A 16,145-nucleotide genomic window follows, 5' to 3' on the forward strand; every position below is an offset into this window, starting at 1 on the left:
ATGGCGGTTCGCGAGTTCGCCGAGCGCGGCGCCGATCTCGAGTTGGTCGGCATCCACAAGCGGTTCCCAGGTTTCACGGCGATCGAGGAGCTCGACCTCACGATCCCCGCCGGCTCCTTCTTCGCGCTCCTCGGGCCGTCTGGCTGCGGCAAGACGACGACGCTCCGGCTCGTCGCGGGGCTCGAGGAGCCGACGCAGGGTCGCATCCTCATCGGCGGTACCGACGTCACCTCGACGAAGGCGCATGAGCGCCCGGTGAACACCGTCTTCCAGAGTTACGCGCTCTTCCCGCACATGTCGATCATCGACAACGTGTCGTTCGGGCTGAAACGACGCAGGATCACCGACGCCGAGGGGCGTGCCCACGAGGCGCTCCGGCTCGTCGAACTCGATCACCTCGCCCAGCGTCGGCCCGCGCAGCTCTCCGGCGGACAGCAGCAGCGCGTCGCCCTCGCCCGCGCGATCGTGAACCGGCCAGCGCTGCTGCTGCTCGATGAGCCGCTCGGCGCGCTCGACCTGAAGCTGCGTCGCCAGATGCAGCTCGAGCTCAAGACCATCCAGGAGGAGGTCGGGCTGACGTTCCTGCACGTCACGCACGACCAGGAGGAGGCCATGACGATGGCCGACACCGTGGCGGTCATGAACAAGGGTGCGATCGAGCAGATGGGCGCGCCCGCCGAGCTCTACGAGTTGCCGCGCACCGCGTTCGTGGCGAACTTCCTCGGGCAATCCAACCTGTTCACGGGCGAGGTGGTCGGCACCACCGATACCGCGATCACCGTCGACGCGGCCGGCATGCGTCTCATCGTGCCCACTCGACGCGCACAGCGCCACACGGGTCAGGTGACGATCGGCGTCCGCCCCGAGAAGGTGGCCCTCCACCGGGAGGCTCCGGTCGAATCGAGCGAACGGAACATGCTCGGGCCTGGTCGCGTGATCGACGTCTCCTTCTCCGGCGTGAGCACCCAGTACATCGTGGCGGTGCCGGGGATCGGCACCATGACCGTCTTCGCCCAGAACATCGGCTCGGGGCCGGTGGCGTCCGATGGTGATGAGGTCTGGGTGAGCTGGGATGTCGCGCACGGTTTCGGGCTCGACGACGCCCCGTCGGAGGCCGTCCGCTTCCCGGCCGACGATTCGACGACCTCCATCGCCGCGCAGCGGCGGGAGGCTCTCGTCGCGGAGCTCGAGGAGCACTGACTTGGCCTTCGCAGCGTTCGCGACGGCGGAGGGCCAGACACGGGCACCGATGAGGAAGAGCCGCATCGCGCTGTTCCTGCTCCTGCCCGGCATCCTCTACCTCGTCCTCTTCTTCCTGACCCCACTCGTCTCGCTCGTGCTCACCTCACTCCAGGTGCCGCGCGAGTTCGGCGACATCGGCCAGTACGACTACGCCTTCAACTGGCAGAACTACGTCGCGGTCATGAACGACTACTGGCCGCACATCGTGCGCTCGTTCGGCTATGCGCTCGCGGCCACGGTGTTCGCGCTCGCGTTCAGCTATCCGCTCGCGTACTTCATCGGCGTGAAGGCGCGGCGATGGCCGCTGCTCCAGGGCCTCATGCTCGTCCTGGTCATCGCTCCGTTCTTCATCAGCTTCCTCTTGCGCACCCTCGCGTGGAAGCAGCTCCTCTCCGACGAGTCCTTCGTGATCACGTCGCTGAAGGCGTTGTCGCTGATGGCGCCCGACGCCCATTTCACCGGCACCCCGTTCGCCGTCATCTTCGGCCTGACCTACAACTTCATCCCGTTCATGACCCTGCCGCTGTACACGACCCTCGAGCGACTCGACCTGCGTTATCTCGAAGCCGGCAGCGATCTCTATGCGAGCCCGTTCACGGTCTTCCGCAAGGTCACCGTTCCCTTGTCGATGCCCGGCATCGTCGCCGGAACGCTGCTCACGTTCATCCCGGCCGCCGGAGACTACGTGAACGCCAGCCGGGACTTCCTCGGCGGAACCGAGACACAGATGATGGGCAACGCGATCGAGGCGAACTTCCTCGTGCTGCTGAACTATCCAGCGGCCGCTGCGCTCTCGATCATCCTGATGGCGGCGATCCTCGTGCTCGTCGGCATCTACGTGAAGCGATCCGGAACGGAGGACCTCCTGTGAGCGGCGAAGTGCAGGCAGCGGCGGTGCTCGGCGGCTTCTCCGAGAGCGAGCAGCAGGAGGATGCGGGCGCACCCCGCCGGCTGCCCCGCCAGCGGCGACTCGGCCTCGGCGATTGGCTTCTGCCGGCCTACGCGATCATGGCCTTCGTCTTCCTGCTGATCCCGATCGTCTACACCTTCGTCTTCTCGTTCAACGACTCCATCAAGTCGAACATCGCCTGGCGCGGGTTCACGCTCGACAAGTGGCTGAACGTCTGCAGCGTCGAGGGCGGAGCGGTCTGCGAGGCGTTCGGCAACAGCATCGTCATCGGACTGGTCGCCACGGTCATCGCGACGACGCTCGGCACGATGATCGCGCTCGCGCTCGTGCGGTACCGATTCCGGGCGCGCTCGGCGATCAGCCTGCTCCTGTTCCTGCCGATGGCCACGCCCGAGGTCGTGCTCGGTGCCGGGCTCGCCGCGCAGTTCCTCGCGGTCGGGGTCGCGAAGGACATGACGACGATCATCCTGGCGCACACGATGTTCTGCATCAGCTTCGTCGTCGTCACGGTCAAGGCGCGGGTCGCGAGCCTCGATCCGGCACTCGAGGAGGCGGGCCGCGACCTCTACGGCAGTCCCGCCCAGGTGTTCTGGCGAGTCACCTTCCCGCTCCTGACGCCGGGCATCATCGCGGCGGCGCTCCTGTCGTTCGCGCTCAGCTTCGACGACTTCATCATCACGAACTTCAACTCGGGGTCGGTGTCCACGTTCCCGAAATACGTGTACATCTCGGCGTCGCGCGGCATTCCGGCCGAGGCGAACGTCATCGCCTCGGCGGTGTTCCTCTTCGCGATCGCACTCGTGATCGTCGCCCAGGTCTCGCGCGCCGCGCGCGCGAAGCGGCTCGCGAAGCTCGGCTGACCGAAGCCAGGGCGGGCACGCGGAGGCCGCGGCGGGATCCGTCTCGCCGAGGCATCCGTCATTCCGCGCGGGTTTCCGCGTGGGCGGGATCAGATGGTGGCGCGGATCTCGCCGACGCGACGCTCGCCGCCCATCACCCAGAGGTCCAGTTCGGTCTGCACCGCGTCGATCGCGTCGTGCTCGACCGCGCCGGCGCCGGCGAGGAGCCGGAGCGCGATGATCGTGGACGCACGGGACGACCCGTCGAGCACCTTGACCGCGGTCGTCGTGCCGTTGCGCGCCGTCATGACCATGACTCCCTCGGCGCCGACCTTCGCGAAGACGCCGAGGCGTTCGATCGCGACCGTGTCGGGCTGGCCGGGGCCGCCGACCGCCCACGGGTGCTCGCGAACGGCCTCGGTGAGCGCCGCAGCCTCGCGGTAGAGCGCGAACGGCGAACCGGCGGCGGCCGTGGTGATCTTCTGGATGCCGCGCGCCAGCGCCGTGAGGCTGACGGCGTGCACGGGCGCTCCGCAGCCGTCGACCGCCGTCGCGGCCGGACGCTCACCGGTGAACCGCTGCACGACGTCGAGCACGCGCTTCTGCAGCGGATGCTCAGGGTCGAGGTAGCCATCGAGCGGCCAGTCGTTCGCCACGCACGCCAGGAGCATCGCCGCATGCTTGCCGGAGCAGTTCATGTAGACGCGATCACGGGGGGCGCCCGAGCGGATGAGCTCGTCGCGCGAGACCTGGTCGGACGGCGCGGCCGGCGGGCACCCGAGCGCCGAGCTGGTCAGGGACTCTCGCTCGAGGAGACGCCGCACGAGTGCGACGTGTGCCGCCGTGCCGGAGTGGCTCGCGGTGGCGATCGCCGCGTCTTCGCCGCGGAGCGTGACCCCCGAGGTCATGACGGCGACCGCCTGGAACGGCTTCATGCAGGATCGGGGGAAGACGGGGGTCGCCACGTCGCCGAGCGCGCGCAGCACCTCGCCTTCGGGGGAGAGCACGACGGCGGAACCGGCGTGCCGGGACTCGGTGAAACCACTGCGTTCGACCACGGCGAGCTCGACGGCGTCAGCGACGGAGAAAGTACCGGCCACGACTCAACCGAGGGCCGCGAAGCCGTCGTCGAGCACGCGGAGGCCGTCTTCGAGCAGGGCGTCGCTCACCGCGAGGCTCGGGAGGAACCGCAGCACGTTGCCGTAGGTGCCGGCGCTGAGGACCAGCACACCGTGTTGCGCCGCGTAGGCGACGAGTGCGGTGACCGCTTCGGCGTTCGGCGCCTTCGTGGTGTCGCCGGTGCCCGGCTGCACGAGCTCGATCGCGACCATGGCCCCCTTGCCGCGGATCTCGCCGATGGTGTCGTAGCGCTGCTTGAGCCGCTCGAGGCCGGCCTTCAGGGTCGCCTCGATGCGCTCGGCCTCGGCGAGGAGGCCGTTCTGCTCGATCGACTCGAAGACGGCGATCGCCGCGGCGCAGGCGACCGGGTTGCCGCCGAAGGTGCCGCCGAGGCCGCCGGGCTGCGAGGCATCCATGATCTCGGCACGGCCGGTGACCGCGGCGAGGGGGAGCCCGCCCGCGATGCCCTTCGCGGAGAGCACGACGTCGGGTTCCCACCCGAAGTGCTCGCTCGCGTAGTAGCGGCCCGTGCGGGCCATGCCGCTCTGGATCTCGTCGGCGATCATCACGACGCCGTGCTCGCTGCACCACGACTGGAGCGTCGGCAGGAAGCCGTCGGCGGGGACCATGAACCCGCCCTCGCCCTGGATCGGCTCGACCACGAGGCACGCGAGGTCGGATGCCCCCACCACCTTCTCGAGGTAGGCGATCGTGCGTGCCGCCGCGTCGGCGCCCGACAGGCCGTCGTGATAGGGGTAGGAGCTCGGCGCGTGGTACACGTCGCCGGCGAGCGGGCCATAGCCGGTGGCATAGGGATGGGCCTTGTAGTTCATGGCCATCGTGAGGTTCGTGCGGCCGTGGTACGCGTGGTCGAGCACCGCGACGGCGCGACGGCCGGTGTACTTGCGGGCGATCTTGACGCCGTTCTCGACGGCCTCCGCGCCCGAGTTCACGAGCACCGACTTCTTCTCCCAGTTGCCAGGCGTGTGGAGCGCGAGGAGCTCGGCGACGCGCACGTACTCCTCGTAGGGCGTGATCGTGAAGAGCGTGTGGATGACGTCTTGCAGCTGGCTCGCCGCCGCGGCGACGACCCGCTCCTCGGTGTGCCCCACGGTCGTCACGCCGATGCCGGCGCCGAGGTCGATGAACTGGTTGCCGTCGACGTCGACGAGGATCCCGCCGTTGGCGCGCTCGATGTAGACGGGCAACGCCGACGAGACGCCGGCCGAGACGACCTTGGATCGCCTCGCGTGCAGCTGCTCGGACTTCGGACCGGGGATGGCGGTCACGACCTTGCGCTCCTGCGTCACGGAGTACACCGGGGCGGCGGGTGTCAGGGCGGAGATGTGGGTGTCAGTCATGGTGCCTCCACCATATCGCCGCCGGCGGGGAGTCTCGCCGCCGCCGGGCTCCGCCGGGGCGGGACTCAGGGGAGAATCGGATGACACGTCCCGCATCGCGATCGGAGGAGCCATGCTCGGCGAACACCACTACGAGGTCGAGGTCGAATGGCAAGGCGACCGCGGCACCGGCACGTCGGGCTACCGCGCCTACGGTCGGCAGCACGTCGTACGCGCGGCCGGCAAGACGCACCTCATCGAGGCGTCGAGCGACCGCACCTTCCACGGTGATCGCGAGCGCTGGAATCCCGAGGAGCTCCTGCTCGCTGCGCTCAGCGAGTGCCACATGCTCGCCTACCTCCACGTCGCGACCAACCACGGCGTCGTCGTGCGCGGCTACACCGATCGTGCGACCGGCACGATGGTCGAAGACGGGCGCGGGGGCGGGGCGTTCACCGAGGCCACGCTCCGGCCACGGGTCGAGGTGGCGGATGCCTCGATGCTCGAGCTCGCCGAGTCACTGCACGCCGAGGCATCCGAGAAGTGCTTCATCGCCGCATCGGTGGCATTTCCCGTGCACCATGACGCGGAGGCCGTCGTGGCGGCAGCCCCGACCCGCTGATCAGTAGCCGGCGATGGTGGGCAGGGTCGGCTCGGGAAGCGGGCAGGCGTGGCCGCCGACGAGCCGGCTGCACGGGGGCAGGAAGCCCGGATAGCGCTCGTCGAGCGGATCGCCGAACCAACGGTGCCAGATGCGCCAGAAGTTCAGGTTGCCGAACGCGGAGCAGGCGTCGCCGGCCCGCGGATCGGCGATCGTGGCCGCGTTCGGCTGGTAGGGCGTGTAGTTGTAGAGGTTCGCGGTGGCCTGGTTCTCGATCTCGACGCTCGAGACCCCGCACGCGGCATCCGGATGGAACTGCACGTCGACCGGTCCGACTCGGTACTGCCGATCGGGCTCCTCGGTGTACTGCCGGAACTGCCACGCGGCGTTGTAGACCTGGTTGAAGAAGCCGAAGTAGTCGGTGTCGCAGTCGGCGGTGTCGGGGCATCCGTAGCCCATCGCGCGGAGGTAACCCGACTCGCTCGGCGCGGTGATGAGCGACTGCTCCTTCTGGAGCAGCACGAGCAGTGTGCGCGGGCTGACGCCGCAGGCGGCCGCGGCCTTGGCGATGATGCGGCTCGCGCGTTCACGGACGCTGCCGCGGTACTCGGCGCAGTGCCCGGGCCCGGCGGCTGGCTGGGTGACCGTGCTCTCCGAGTAATCGGCGAGACACGGCACTCGGCCCTTCGGGCGGCAGTCGACGCCCTCGAGGAAGGCCTGGATCTCCTGTTCGCCCATCGCCGAGCTGTCGTAGAACGAGTCATCGCTCACGATGAGACCGGGGTCGAACTCGGTCGTCGGGGGCTCGGGCCGGTCGGTGACGGTCGTGACCGACGCGGAGCCGGAGACCCGCGCCACATCCGCCGGCGCGGCGCAGCCGGCGAGCACGAGCACCGTGGCCACGGCGCTCGCGATCACGACGGCGGCCTTCGCGATGCTCATCGAAGCGACGATACCGGTCGCGATCGGCTGGCGGCTGGGAATCGCGTCAGATCCGCTCGCGCGGCGCGACCCGGTCGGCGAGCTTGGCGAACGCGCCGTGCGGCGGCGTCTCGTTGTACCGCTCGGCGAGCTCCTGCCCGCTCAGCGCGTGGATCGCCGCCATGATCTCATCGGTCGCGGCCCGCCGCGCTCGCCCCGAGGTCGGGGAGCCATGTCGGCTCACGTCGAGCGGTTCCCCGAACCGTACCGTCACCGGCCGCACCCGCGGCAGCTTCGCGCCGACCGGCTGGATCTCCTCGGTGCCGATGAGCCCCACCGGCACGACCCTCGCCCCGGTCGTGAGGGCGAGCCACGCCACACCGGTGCGACCACGGTAGAGCCGCCCGTCGAGCGAGCGGGTGCCCTCGGGGTAGAGGGCGAACGCGTTGCCGGAGTCGAGGATGCGACGGCCGGCATCGAGGGCCTCCTGCGCCGCGGCGCCGGCGCCGCGTTCGACGCCCACCGCACCGATCGCGCCGAAGAAGGTACGCGACACCCAGCCCTTCGGGCCGGTGCCGGTGAAGTAGTGCGACTTCGCGAGGAACTGCACGGGCCGCGGCGAGGCGAGCGGGATCACGATGCTGTCGACGAACGAGAGGTGGTTCGAGGCGATGATCACGGGTCCGCGCGGGGGAACGTGCTCGGCGCCGGTGATGGTCGGCCGGTACACGACGCGCACGAGCGGGCGGAGGATGCCGCGCACGATGCGGTACAACGGACCCTGCTGAACGGCGGCGGGGACGGCGTCGGCCTCGATCTCACTCACCATCCGACAGTACGTGGGGAGGCATGCGCGAGCGGGAATATCCTCGGGCGGGCGTCGCTGCTCGATGCGGTGTGGGCATGGTGGAAGATGGGGCTCATGGATGTCACGGCCGATGGTGAGCTCATCGTGCTCGAGGGCTCCGGAGCCAGCGTGTTCGTGCACGCCGGCGGTCGGCGGCTCCCGGCGGTCGACGCAGTGCTCAGAGGCCTCGTCGGCCATGCCGCGGGAGTTCCCGCCGACGACGTCGAGCTCGAGCACGCGTGTGCGGTGTGCGGTGCGCGGCACGGCCGACCGGCGATCGCGTACCCGACGACACCCTCGGGTGGGCAGTGGTACGCCGACGTGGCGGTCGCCGCCGATGCGGTCGTCGCGGCCACGGCGACGCGGCATCCACTGGGCGTCGGCGTCGAATCGACCACGCTCGACGGCGGCGTCCTCATGGACGAGGCGGCGTTCCACGCGAGCGAGCGCGCCGCCCTCGACGAGCTCGATCCCGCGCGCCGTCCCCTCGTGCGGGCGACGTTGTGGGCGCGGAAGACGGCGCTGCTCCGGGCGGTCGGGCACACCGACTTCATCGAGCCTTCGCGGCTCGCCCTCACGATCCCCGGTGACGACGGCGGCATCGGCCGCATCGCGCGCTCGGTGCCGGAGTTCGGCTCGGGGTGGCGTGCCGTGCGGTTCCACGACGTGCCGGTGCCCGGCAATCGCGCCGCCTCCGTCGCGATCCTCTCCTGAGCCGGTCGTCCAGCCATAGGGTGGAGGCGTGCGCAGCGTCATCATCCTCGGCTCATCCGGCTCGATCGGCACGCAGGCCCTCGACGTCATCCGTGCCAATCCCCGGCGCTTCGAGGTCGTGGGCCTCGGGGTGGGATCGAATCGGGCAGTGGTCGACACGCAAGCGGCCGAGTTCGGTGTCGAGCACACCGCGGTGGGCATCGACGAGGCCGTGCAACTCGTGCGCAGCGTCGACGCCGACGTGGTGCTGAACGGCATCACCGGCTCGGTCGGCCTCGCGCCGACGATCGCGACCCTCGAGCGCGGCACCACCCTCGCGCTCGCCAACAAGGAGTCGCTCATCGTCGGCGGCGATCTCGTCACGCGGCTCGCCCAGCCGGGGCAGATCGTGCCGGTCGACTCCGAGCACTCCGCGCTCGCGCAGGCGTTGCGCTCCGGCACCGACGACGAGGTGCGCCGGCTCGTGCTCACGGCATCGGGCGGCCCGTTCCGTGGGCGGCGACGCGAAGACCTCACGACGGTCACGCCCGCTGAAGCGCTCGCGCATCCCACCTGGGACATGGGACTCGTCGTCACGACCAACTCCGCGACCCTCGTGAACAAGGGCCTCGAGGTCATCGAGGCGCACCTGCTCTTCGACGTCGAATACGACCGCATCGAGGTCGTGGTGCATCCCCAGTCGATCGTGCACTCGATGGTCGAGTTCGTCGACGGCTCGACGATCGCGCAGGCGTCGCCGCCCGACATGCGCCTGCCCATCTCGCTGGGGCTCGACTGGCCGAACCGCGTGGCGGCGGCCGGCACGCCGCTCGACTGGACCACGGCGCAGAGCTGGACGTTCGAACCGCTCGACGGCGACGCGTTCCCCGCCGTGGCCCTCGCCAAGCAGGTCGGCCGCGCCGGCGGCGAGTACCCCGCCGTCTTCAACGCGGCGAACGAGGAGGCCGTGGCGGCGTTCCACGCCGGCCGCATCGGATTCCTCGACATCGTCGACACGGTGCGCGCGGTCGTCGAGTCGCACGAGGCATCCGACCGGTCGCTCTCGGTCGCCTCGCTCGCCGACGCCGAGGCATCCGCTCGCCGGGCGGCGAGCACCCGAATCGCCCGCACGTCGGCTGCCGAATAGCGGCCGGCAAGCGGCGGTCACAGCCGAGCAGGAGCACAGCCCGCTCAAAGCCATCGGCACTACGCTTGCAGCCGTGGATTCCGTGCTTCCCTTCATCATCGGCGTGGTCGTCATCGTCATCGGCCTCGCCCTGTCGATCGGCCTGCACGAGATCGGCCACCTCGTGCCCGCGAAGCTGTTCGGCGTGAAGGTCACCCAGTACATGATCGGCTTCGGCCCGACGCTCTGGTCGCGGCGCAAGGGCGAGACCGAGTACGGCGTGAAGGCCATCCCGCTCGGCGGGTACATCTCGATGATCGGCATGTTCCCGCCCGCCAAGGGCGAGCGGGTGCGCAGCGACAGCACCGGGTTCTTCCAGGGGCTCGTGCAGGACGCGCGCGACTCGAGCACCGAGTCCATCACGCCGGGTGACGAGCACCGGGCCTTCTACCGCCTGCCGGTGTGGAAGCGCATCATCATCATGATCGGCGGGCCGCTCATGAACCTCGTGCTGGCGGTCGCGCTGCTCGGCGTGCTCTTCGTCGGCTTCGGGGTGCCGCAGAGCTCGACGACCGTCGGGTCGGTCAACGAGTGCGTGCTGCCCGCCACGAGCGAGCGCCAGGTGTGCGCGCCCGGAGACCCGGCCGCGCCGGGCGCCGAGGCCGGCGTGCGGCCCGGCGACCGCATCGTCTCGATCGACGGCGTCGCGATCGAGAGCTGGCAGCAATCGACCGAGATCATCCGGGCGCACCCGAACGAAGAGCTCGCGATGGTCGTCGACCGCGACGGTGCAGAGATCGCGCTCACCATCACCCCGGCCCTCAGCGAGCGGTACGCGCTCGAGAACGGCGAGGCGGTGACGGATGCCTCGGGCGAGCCGCTCACGGTCGAGGCGGGCTTCGTCGGCATCGCGGCGGCGACCGAGCGCGTCGCCCAGCCGGTGACGGCCGTGTTCCCCGCCGTCGGTGAGAACGTCGCCGCCGTCGCGGGCATCATCCTGAACCTGCCGCAGCGCATGGTCGACGTGGCCAATGCCGCATTCGGCCCCGGCGAGCGCGACCCCAACGGTCCCATCTCCGTCGTCGGCGTCGGGCGGGTCGCGGGCGAGATCGCCGCGATCGACGAGATCCCGGTCATCGACAAGGCCGCGGGACTCATCGGCATCCTCGCGTCACTGAACATCGCCCTCTTCGTCTTCAACCTGATCCCGCTTCTTCCGCTCGACGGCGGACACATCGCGGGTGCGCTGTGGGAAGCGATCCGGCGCGGGTTCGCGAGGCTCGCGCGCCGGCCCGACCCGGGTCCGGTCGACCTCGCGAAGCTGATGCCGCTGACCCTCGCGGTCGTCGTGGTGCTCGGCGGCATGAGCCTGCTCCTCATCTACGCCGACATCGTGAAGCCGATCGCCCTGTTCTGATGCCGTACTCCCGCGGGAGTAGTCGATGAGCCTTCGCCCGGCCGATGGGCGGCGATCGCGGCGGCGTTACGATCGGGGAATGCCCGTGCCACCGTGGGAAGCAACGCCCGTGCCGCCGTGGGACGGCCGCGCTGAGCGGTTCCCCCGCCCCCCGGCCGCATTCGTGCTCCTCGCCCCGGTCGTCATCAGCCTCCTCGTGCAGGTTCCGGCGGCGATCGGCATCGCGGCCTGGCAGCACGTCGGATGGCCGGCCGGGCTGCTGCAGGTCGTCCTGGCGGCTGCAGGCCCCCTCGCGCTGCTCGGCGCGAGGCGCTATCCCGGGCCGACGGTCGCCGTGATCGCGGCAGCCGCGCTCGCCGACCTCCTGCTCACCCCCGACCTCGGGCCGCCGTACGTCGCGTTGGCGTTCGCGATCGTGCTCGCCGTCGCCCGCGGCGCGGTCGTCTGGGCGGCCGCATCGGTGGTGGTCGCCTGGGTGGCGGCCATCGCGCTCGGTGCGGTCATCGGCGTGTCGTGGCATCCGTTCCGCATCGCCTTCACGACGCTCGTGCTGGCTGCGTGCTTCGGCATCGGCTCCTTCGTACGGGTGCGTCGCGCCCGCGTGGCGTCGTACCGCGCCGAGGTCCTGCGGCGCCGCCAGACCGCCGAGCAGCGCGAGCGCGTGCGCATCGCCCGTGAGCTGCACGACGTGATCGGGCACGCCCTGTCACAGATCAACGTCCAGGCGAGCGTCGGGCTGCACCTCATGGACCGGGACCCGGAACAGGCCCGAACGGCACTCGGAAGCATCAAGGAGACGAGCAAGACCGCGCTCGAGGAGGTGCGCAGCGTGCTCGGCGTGATCCGTGACGGCGAGGCGCCGCTCGTTCCGCAGGCGGAGCTCGCGGAGCTGCCGCGGCTCGTGGCCGGGGTGGGTTCGCCCGGGTTCGAGGCCGAACTCGTCGACCGCCTCGACGTCCCGCCGCGACGGGCGGTGCAGTTCGCCGGCTACCGCATCGCGCAGGAGGCGCTCACGAACGTCGTGCGGCATGCGGCCGCGTCTCGCGCGGTCGTGACGGTGGAGCATGCCGGCGACGAGTTCGTGCTCACTGTCGACGACGACGGCGCGGGCGTGCGCGGTGCGGAGGGGAGCGGCATCCTGGGCATGCGCGAGCGGGCCTCGCTCCTCGGCGGTTCCGTGGCGGTCGGCGAGTCGCCGCTGGGCGGCACCCGCGTCTCGGTGCGCCTGCCGTGGGGAGGCGCGGAATGATCCGCGTGGCGCTCGCCGACGACCAGCATCTCGTGCGTGCCGGGTTCCGGGCGCTCCTCGAGGCCGAAGACGACCTCCACGTCGTCGGCGAGGCGTCGAGCGGTGAGGAGCTCCTCGCGCTCGTCCGCCGTGAGCCGGTCGACGTGGTGCTCATGGACATCCGGATGCCCGGTGGCGACGGCCTGTGGGCGACCGAGCAGATCGCGGCCGACCCTGCGCTTGCAGGCGTGCACGTCGTCATCGTCACGACCTTCGAGCTCGACGAGTACGTCGCCCGCGCGGTGCGCGCCGGCGCGAGCGGATTCCTCGTGAAGGACACCGAGCCCGTCGACCTCATCCGCGCGGTGCACGTCGTCGCGAGCGGCGAGGCACTGCTCTCGCCCGGCGTCACGAAGCGTCTGCTCGAGCGCATGGCTGTCGGGCTTCGCGACGCGCCCGACGAAGCCCGCCTCTCGGCCTTGACCGAGCGCGAGCGCGAGGTGCTGCGACTCGTCGGGCTCGGGCTCACGAACGACGAGATCGCCTCGCGACTGGTGCTCAGCCCGCTCACCGCGAAGACGCACGTCTCGCGCATCATGTCGAAGCTGCACGCGCGCGACCGAGTGCACCTCGTGGTCGTCGCCTACGAGTCGGGCCTCGTCGCGCCCGGCTGGCAGTAGCACCCGGCACCACGGCAGGAGCTGCCGGGGTCACGATGCTCCCGGGGGAGCAGCCCAGGTGACTCCGCCGGGCGGATTCGCGGATGCCCCGCGATCGCGAGACTCGAATCGACGGCCCGATCCGCGGCCGCCACGATCACACGATCAAAGGACAATCATGCTCGCCACCCTCGCGACCACCGCGGTCGCCCACTCCGGCCCCTGGGCGGCCGGCTTCGGATGGGCCTTCTTCCTCATCCCGATCTTCTGGATCCTCGTCATCGGCCTGATCATCTTCCTCGTCAGCCGTCGTCGCCACGCGTACTGGGCGCAGGGCGGTCCCAACGGCTCGTACGGCCCGCCGTGGGCACGCGGCGCGAGCGCCGAGTCGACGCTGGCGGAGCGGTTCGCCAAGGGCGACATCGACGAGACCGAGTACCGTGCTCGCCTCGAGGTGCTCCGCGCGAACCGGCCGAACGCCTAGCTCGGAGGGGCGGGGCCGGATGCTGCGGCATCCGTCCCCGCCGCTGCGCGTGGCGTGCCGTGCCGTGCCGCTCAGGACGCGAACGCTCGCTCGAGCGCGGCCGCCTGGTGCCGATGGCCGACCGTCTCGTAGCCGACCACGACGACGAAGGGCGATGCCGCAGTGATCAGGATGCCGACGCCGAAGCTCGCTCCGGCGGCCACGGCGACCACTGCGAGCACCAGCACGGCGATGCTGCCGATGAAGAGCCAGATGTGGAACGGATCGAACTGCCGAAGCAGCAGTGAGTAGATCGTGAACAGCGCGACCATGAAGATGCCCACCGGAACCACGACGGTCAGGAGCGCCTGCACGATGCCGATGTGGGCGACGCCCTCGATCTCGTAGGCGGCCACGTGCAGGCCCGCGCCGGCGCCTGCCAGCCCGACGAAGATGAAGTAGTGGAGGTAGCCCCACACGAACCCCCGCTCGCGGAAGCGGTGCAGCACCTTGCCCGACGGCATGGTGAAGTACACCCACCACAGGCCGAACGCGAGGGCGGTGCCGCCGAAGGCCACGGCGATGGTTTCCAGCGACCAGTCCTGCGCGTCGATCACGGCCGAGATCGCGAGGATCGTGCCGAGGATGATCTCGCCCAGAGTGATGATCACGAGCAGTCCGTAGCGCTCGGCGATGTGGTGGGCGTGCCACGGGGTGCCGCCCTCGCGGCCGTGCTCGGCGACATAGGGCCCCAGGAGCTCGAGCGCGACGAGGACCGCCGTCAACGCGAGCGTGGGGCCGAGCGGCAGGTTGACGAAGATGAGCACGATCCAGCCGAGCTGGATCACGGCGACCGCGACGGCGTAGGTGAGCGCGGTGCGTCGACGCGCGGCGTCGTGCTTGGCGACGCGCAGCCAGAGCGCGATCGTTGCCACGCGCATGACGACGTACCCTGCAACCACCACACCGTTGTCGACGTACTCGCCCTCGTCGAGCGAGTGGAACAGCGCAGGCAGACCGAGCGCCAGCACCAGCACGCCGAGCATCTCGACCATCGTGGCGACGCGGAAGAAGATGTCGTCGTTGTCGTACGCCGAGGCGAGCCACGAGTAGTTGATCCACGCCCACCAGATCGCGAAGACGGCGAACAGGAATCCGCCGATCGCCGGCATCCAATGGCCGAGTTCGAGCAGGTGTGCTGTCTGCGCACCGGCCGCGCTGAACGCGACCACGAACGTGAGGTCGAAGAGCAGCTCGAGCGGCGTGGCCGAGCGATGCGCCTCGTTCGGATCGCGCCCCGTCATGCGCCGCAGGCGGTGGTCGAGCGGTGGGCGTCCGGGTGCCGCCGCCTGCCCGTCACCGGTCGTCGTCTCGCTCACCACGCTCCTTTCGCGTACACGCGGAACACCCCGCGCCGTGGTGACATGTTGCCACAGCGCGGAGTGTCGCGTGCTCGTTCAGCGGGAGAGCAGGAGTGCCTCGCCCTGGCCGCCGCCGCCGCAGAGGGCGACGGCCGCGCGGCCACCGCCGCGACGTGAGAGCTCGAGCGCGGCGTGCAATGCGAGTCGCGCGCCGGAGGCGCCGATCGGGTGGCCGAGCGCGATCGCCCCGCCGTGCACGTTGACGACGTCGGACGAGATGCCGAGTTCTCGCGTCGACGCGAGCGACACCGCGGCGAATGCCTCGTTGATCTCGACGAGGTCGAGCTCGTCGGCGCTGCCGCCGGCCTTCTCGAGGGCGGCGGCGATCGCGTTGGCGGGCTGCGAGTGCAGCGAGTTGTCGGGACCGGCGACCTGGCCGGCGGCGCCGACGATCGCGAGCCACGGAAGCCCACGCTCTTCGGCCCACTCGCGGCTCGCGACGACGACCGCGGCGGCACCGTCGGAGAGTGGCGACGAGTTGCCCGCCGTGATCGTGCCCTCGGCGGCGAACGCCGGACGGAGCTTCGCGAGCACCTCGACGGTGGAGTCGGGGCGAACCCCTTGGTCTTGGTCGACGATGACGGGGTCACCCTTGCGCTGGGGGACCTCGACGGGCACGATCTCGTCGGCGAAGACGCCGGAGGTCTGGGCCTGGCCGGCGCGCACGTGGGAGGCGGCGGCGATCTCGTCTTGTTCGGTGCGCCCGAGTTCGTAGCGGGCGTTGAACCGCTCGGTCGAGGCGCCCATCGACTCGCGGTCGAACGCGTCGGTGAGTCCGTCGTTGGCCGCGTGGTCGACGAGGTCCCAGTTGCCGTATGCCTGGCCGTGGCGTGACCCCGGCAGCAGGTGCGGGGCGTTCGTCATGGATTCCTGGCCGCCGGCCACGACGACGGATGCCTCACCGAGGCGGATGAGCCGCGCGGCATCCGTGATGGCGACGAGGCCCGACAGGCAGACCTTGTTGACGGTCGTCGCGGGGACGCGCCAAGGGATGCCCGCGGCGACGGCGGATTGCTTGGCGGGGTTCTGGCCGGCGCCGGCCTGCAGCACCTGGCCCATGATCACGGCGTCGATGTCGTCGGCGGCGACCCCGGCGCGTTCGAGTGCGCCGCGGATCGCGATCGTGCCGAGCTCGACCGCCGACTGGCCCGCGAGGTTGCCGTTGATGCGGGCGAACGGGGTGCGCGCGCCGGCGATGATGACGACGTCGGGGATGCTCATGACCTGGACTCCTTCGTTCGGGTTGCGAGCGTTGTGGCTCTGAGCCTATTGTACTTACCTGAGACCTGAACCAGCTGTCAGGTTCGCACCACACACGT

The 16,145-nt window shown here is 70.4% G+C and carries 16 protein-coding genes; 10 read left to right on the forward strand and 6 right to left on the reverse strand.

Translation table 11 applies throughout. The features are described 5' to 3' along the window. The 3 genes from QFZ26_RS15660 (at window position 1) to QFZ26_RS15670 (ending at window position 3,012) form a co-directional block, all read left to right on the forward strand. On the forward strand, window positions 1–1,200 hold the full coding sequence (locus QFZ26_RS15660; RefSeq protein WP_307043735.1) for an ABC transporter ATP-binding protein: 1,200 nt from the start codon (window positions 1–3) through the stop codon (window positions 1,198–1,200). A gap of 1 nt (window position 1,201) precedes the next feature. Beyond that, a complete protein-coding gene (locus tag QFZ26_RS15665) occupies window positions 1,202–2,113 on the forward strand; it encodes an ABC transporter permease (RefSeq protein WP_307043738.1) in 912 nt (303 codons plus the stop codon). A gap of 137 nt (window positions 2,114–2,250) precedes the next feature. Further along, a complete protein-coding gene (locus QFZ26_RS15670) occupies window positions 2,251–3,012 on the forward strand; it encodes an ABC transporter permease (RefSeq protein WP_307045103.1) in 762 nt (253 codons plus the stop codon). Window positions 3,013–3,101: 89 nt separating this feature from the next. Here the strand turns inward: QFZ26_RS15670 and QFZ26_RS15675 are convergent, their stop codons facing one another. Beyond that, a complete protein-coding gene (locus tag QFZ26_RS15675; protein WP_307043739.1) occupies window positions 3,102–4,091 on the reverse strand; it encodes an asparaginase in 990 nt (329 codons plus the stop codon). 3 nt (window positions 4,092–4,094) lie between these two features. After that, window positions 4,095–5,471, reverse strand: a complete 1,377-nt coding sequence (gene gabT, locus QFZ26_RS15680) for a 4-aminobutyrate--2-oxoglutarate transaminase (protein ID WP_307043741.1) — start codon at window positions 5,469–5,471, stop codon at window positions 4,095–4,097. A gap of 112 nt (window positions 5,472–5,583) precedes the next feature. Between gabT and QFZ26_RS15685 the strand changes: the two genes are divergently transcribed. After that, the gene (locus QFZ26_RS15685) at window positions 5,584–6,072 is read left to right on the forward strand and encodes an OsmC family protein (protein WP_307043743.1); all 489 of its coding nucleotides are present in this window, start codon (window positions 5,584–5,586) and stop codon (window positions 6,070–6,072) included. Here the strand turns inward: QFZ26_RS15685 and QFZ26_RS15690 are convergent, their stop codons facing one another. After that, window positions 6,073–6,993 (reverse strand): hypothetical protein, encoded by a 921-nt coding sequence (locus QFZ26_RS15690; protein WP_307043745.1) that lies wholly within the window; start codon window positions 6,991–6,993, stop codon window positions 6,073–6,075. It lies immediately after the preceding gene. 46 nt (window positions 6,994–7,039) lie between these two features. Then, window positions 7,040–7,801, reverse strand: coding sequence for a lysophospholipid acyltransferase family protein (locus QFZ26_RS15695; protein ID WP_307043747.1), 762 nt, complete (start codon window positions 7,799–7,801; stop codon window positions 7,040–7,042). A gap of 93 nt (window positions 7,802–7,894) precedes the next feature. On the opposite strand from QFZ26_RS15695, the gene QFZ26_RS15700 reads away from it, so the two are divergent. From QFZ26_RS15700 to QFZ26_RS15725, 6 genes are all read left to right on the forward strand, one after another. Next, window positions 7,895–8,533: a hypothetical protein gene (locus QFZ26_RS15700; RefSeq protein WP_307043749.1), complete on the forward strand. Its 639-nt coding sequence runs from the start codon at window positions 7,895–7,897 to the stop codon at window positions 8,531–8,533. Between the two features lie 28 nt (window positions 8,534–8,561). Next, the gene (dxr, locus tag QFZ26_RS15705; RefSeq protein WP_307043751.1) at window positions 8,562–9,659 is read left to right on the forward strand and encodes a 1-deoxy-D-xylulose-5-phosphate reductoisomerase; all 1,098 of its coding nucleotides are present in this window, start codon (window positions 8,562–8,564) and stop codon (window positions 9,657–9,659) included. Window positions 9,660–9,732: 73 nt separating this feature from the next. After that, window positions 9,733–11,055 (forward strand): M50 family metallopeptidase, encoded by a 1,323-nt coding sequence (locus QFZ26_RS15710; protein WP_307043753.1) that lies wholly within the window; start codon window positions 9,733–9,735, stop codon window positions 11,053–11,055. A 79-nt stretch (window positions 11,056–11,134) separates the two neighbouring features. Further along, a complete protein-coding gene (locus QFZ26_RS15715; protein WP_307043755.1) occupies window positions 11,135–12,304 on the forward strand; it encodes a sensor histidine kinase in 1,170 nt (389 codons plus the stop codon). Next, on the forward strand, window positions 12,301–12,963 hold the full coding sequence (locus QFZ26_RS15720) for a response regulator (RefSeq protein ID WP_307043757.1): 663 nt from the start codon (window positions 12,301–12,303) through the stop codon (window positions 12,961–12,963). The genes QFZ26_RS15715 and QFZ26_RS15720 overlap by 4 nt, the downstream gene beginning before the upstream one ends. A 157-nt stretch (window positions 12,964–13,120) precedes the next feature. Further along, window positions 13,121–13,426 (forward strand): SHOCT domain-containing protein, encoded by a 306-nt coding sequence (locus QFZ26_RS15725; RefSeq protein ID WP_307043758.1) that lies wholly within the window; start codon window positions 13,121–13,123, stop codon window positions 13,424–13,426. A gap of 71 nt (window positions 13,427–13,497) precedes the next feature. Here the strand turns inward: QFZ26_RS15725 and QFZ26_RS15730 are convergent, their stop codons facing one another. Both QFZ26_RS15730 and QFZ26_RS15735 read right to left on the reverse strand, forming a co-directional pair. After that, window positions 13,498–14,784: a low temperature requirement protein A gene (locus tag QFZ26_RS15730; protein ID WP_307043759.1), complete on the reverse strand. Its 1,287-nt coding sequence runs from the start codon at window positions 14,782–14,784 to the stop codon at window positions 13,498–13,500. A gap of 78 nt (window positions 14,785–14,862) precedes the next feature. Beyond that, window positions 14,863–16,047 (reverse strand): acetyl-CoA C-acetyltransferase, encoded by a 1,185-nt coding sequence (locus QFZ26_RS15735; RefSeq protein ID WP_307043760.1) that lies wholly within the window; start codon window positions 16,045–16,047, stop codon window positions 14,863–14,865. Window positions 16,048–16,145: the final 98 nt, after the last annotated feature.

The organism is Agromyces ramosus (genome assembly GCF_030817175.1).
GTDB classification, from domain to species: Bacteria; Actinomycetota; Actinomycetes; order Actinomycetales; family Microbacteriaceae; genus Agromyces; species Agromyces ramosus_A.